Genomic DNA, 3,120 nt, shown 5'->3' on the forward strand with positions numbered 1-3,120 from the left:
TGGACTAGAAATTGTAAAATTTGCTTTGTAATTTGCACCTAAATTGCTTATATATTTGAGTTCTTCACAAGTATTAGTATTTGTATTAGAACCAGTATATTCGTAATAGATTTCAAGAATATAATTTTTAGGAGCTAAACCATTAATAAAATCAACATTTAAAGAATAGTCTTTCCATTTTTGATCACCAAGGGAACAACTACCAACGCCATCATAAAAAACACCTGATGAACAATTAGCACCAAAAGGCAGATCAATAGCGCTAAAACTTCCTGAAGGTGATGCACTGCTTGGATAAACTCTCCATAAGATTTTGGCACTGCATACATTTGCTGAAGCATTTTTCCAGGTTTTAACTTCGCCAGCAGTTATCTTAGCACAAGTTGAATTGGCACCAAAAGTTCCTAGGTTTGCGCCTTGGAAAGGAGGTATTGTAATATCACCAGTAATATTGTATACAGAAGTATTAATCCGAATTCCAGAAGCAAATTGACCAAAGTCTTGACCAAAGCTAATGCAATAGTTGAATAATAAAAATAATATAAAAAAGTAATTTTTTCTCATAACCCACTCTCATTAATTTCCAAAAATTCATCATAAAAAAAAGATTAATTTTTACTTATTTAAAAATTACAGGTATGCAAATACTTCAATCCTAATAGCCTAAAGTTTGGCTATTTACATTTGCAATATATCTTATACTATTGCAAATGAGCTCTTAACGCATTTCAAAGTAATAACAACTTAATCGTAAATTAAAAAATAATCGACAAACTACACTCATATCTGTTATATTACTCTTTTCTGAAGATTAGAAACAATAAAGCTCACTGAAAATAAAAAAACCTATTTTTGTCTCTTTTAATTTCTTTATCAGAACTATACTATACAAAATATTTTCAGCAGAATGAAAAACGTTTTCTCCATAAAAGAAGCCCTACAAAAGATAGAATCCTTCTGTGCTTATCAGGAACGTTGCCACGAAGAAGTCTTTTCGAAATTGCGGACTATGAAAATGGAGTCGGATGAAATTGACCAAATAATGGTGCATCTCATTGCCGACAACTTCATCAATGAAGAACGTTTTGCCTGTAGTTTTTCCAGAGGAAAACACCGCATCAAACATTGGGGGAAAATCAGGATTGTGAATGAATTGAAGTTCAGAAACATTTCGCAAAATCTGATTGATATTGCGCTCAAAGAAATTACTCCAGAAGAATACTTAGAAACCTTTCACGCATTGGCCGAAAGGCATTGGGAATCGATTCGAGAAAAAAATGTGTTGAAAAAACGGAAGAAATTTTGTGACTATTTGCTTCGCCGTGGTTTTGAAAGTACTTTGGTCTATGACAAGGTCAAAGAATTAGAAAGATTGCCTGCATTGGGACACGGATGACGCGGATGCAGCAGATTAGCACGGATTTTTTGCTTCTGTTTCTGTAATAATATGAGAATCACCAACTGTTTTTGATCACATTACCCATAATCAAAAAACGAAAGATTGGGTAACTGAAAGAAAAGATTAGTACGGACTTTTTTATGTATATTTCTGATAATTATCAGTGACAATCCGTTTCATCAGTTTAAATCCGTTTCCAATTTTTGAAAAAGGAGATTACAACGACAACAAAATACTCACCGCATTTCCGCCAAAACCAACCGAGTTTACGAGCACTTTATGGATTTGTTTTCTTGGTTTTTGAACCTCGGCAAATGGAACTCCAATAAATTCCTGATGTTGCATCATCAAAATCGCCATTTCAATACTCATCATCCCCGAGGCCCCAAAAGTGTGCCCAATTTTCCATTTGTTGGTCGTTAGCATTGGCAAATCGGAGCCGAAGACCTTCGTAATAGCTTTGTATTCGGTTAAATCTCCCGCTTTTGTTCCCGGAGCGTGCATTACTATGACGTCGACTTCGGACAAATCTGTGTTTTCTAATGCCATTTTCATTGATTTCTGAAAACAAGTCGCTTCTGCCGAAATGGAGATGTTGTGTTCCAATAGTTCTGTGGCATAACCAATACCTTCTATATAGGCCAAAGCGTTTTCTTTTCGTCCAATTTCCAAGCAACAAACGGCAGCTCCTTCACCAAGAATCAAGGTGTTTTGATTTTTTTCTAAGTCGAAAGCGCGACAAGGATAGTTGTTTTTTGTTAAAAGGTCTTCGACAGGCTCAGACTGACATACAGGATTGTCACGCTGAGCTTGTCGAAGTGCGGCAAGCTCAGGCTGACGTTCATCTATATTCGAATAAATTTTCAAAGCTCTCATCTGAGCAACTGTAAAATCAGTTAACGGTGCTTCGCTTCCACCCACCAAAAATTTGTCCGTCATTCCAGCACGAAGCCAAGCTACACCATTCAACAAGGCGTGCAAAGCAGTCGAACAAGTAATAGAATGCGAAATTTCAGGTCCGGAACTTTGCAAATCATGAGCCACCCAAGAAGAAATGTTTCCTAGAGTTGTCGTTGGCGAAGCCAAAGTCTGCGCTTTTCCGGTTTGCAAATATTCCTGAAAATGCTTTTCGAATAAATCGGTAGCACCACGCGAAGATCCAATGTTGATTCCAAAAACATCATTTGAAGTCCAACCTGCAGTTGCAAAGGCTTTGCGAGAGGCTGCCATCGCATACAAAACCGATTTATCTAAAGATTTGTATTTGATGTCAGACTGTTTTAAATCTTCAACAATAGCATTAGAATCAGTGTCTAATTTGGCAACAAGCGTGTTTTTATGGTCTAAAAAATGTTTGGTAAAACAATGATTGGCGTTTTTATAATTTCCCCAAATCGTCTTCGGGTCATTTCCCAATGGAGAAATGGATGCTATAGAAGTTATGGAGATAATTTTTGACAAGACTTTTTATTTTGGTGCAAAGGTCGTAAAAAAATGGCACACAGATGACACAGATTGAACGGATAAAAACAGATTTTAAAATTTAAACCTATATGTCATTTAAGTTAAAAATCTTTTGAAAAAATCCGTGCAAATCAGTTAAATCCGTGTCATCTGTGTTCTATTAAACTATTTCCAATGCTTTTTCGACCACTTTATATACTTTTTGCAATTGTTCGTCGGTAATCACATAAGGTGGCAAAATGTAAACAATATTTCCA

3 protein-coding genes are annotated in these 3,120 nt (G+C 35.8%); 1 reads left to right on the forward strand and 2 read right to left on the reverse strand.

The window, feature by feature from the left end:
* Window positions 1-564, reverse strand: a 564-nt coding sequence (locus ACIQ2X_RS15105; RefSeq protein ID WP_396179787.1) for a hypothetical protein, incomplete at its 3' end; no start/stop codon positions are given.
* A gap of 343 nt (window positions 565-907) precedes the next feature.
* Between ACIQ2X_RS15105 and ACIQ2X_RS15110 the strand changes: the two genes are divergently transcribed.
* Complete coding sequence (locus tag ACIQ2X_RS15110) at window positions 908-1,396, forward strand: regulatory protein RecX (protein WP_396179788.1); 489 nt, start codon at window positions 908-910, stop codon at window positions 1,394-1,396.
* 219 nt (window positions 1,397-1,615) lie between these two features.
* Here the strand turns inward: ACIQ2X_RS15110 and ACIQ2X_RS15115 are convergent, their stop codons facing one another.
* Window positions 1,616-2,860 (reverse strand): beta-ketoacyl synthase N-terminal-like domain-containing protein, encoded by a 1,245-nt coding sequence (locus ACIQ2X_RS15115; RefSeq protein WP_396179789.1) that lies wholly within the window; start codon window positions 2,858-2,860, stop codon window positions 1,616-1,618.
* Window positions 2,861-3,120 lie beyond the last annotated feature (260 nt).

The organism is Flavobacterium sp., from assembly GCF_044368625.1.
Lineage (GTDB): Bacteria > Bacteroidota > Bacteroidia > Flavobacteriales > Flavobacteriaceae > Flavobacterium.

What these genes read in the sequence shown, in the direction of transcription:
- ACIQ2X_RS15110 (WP_396179788.1), top strand. Translation starts at nt 908, where the DNA reads ATGAAAAACGTTTTCTCCATAAAAGAAGCCCTACAAAAGATAGAATCC.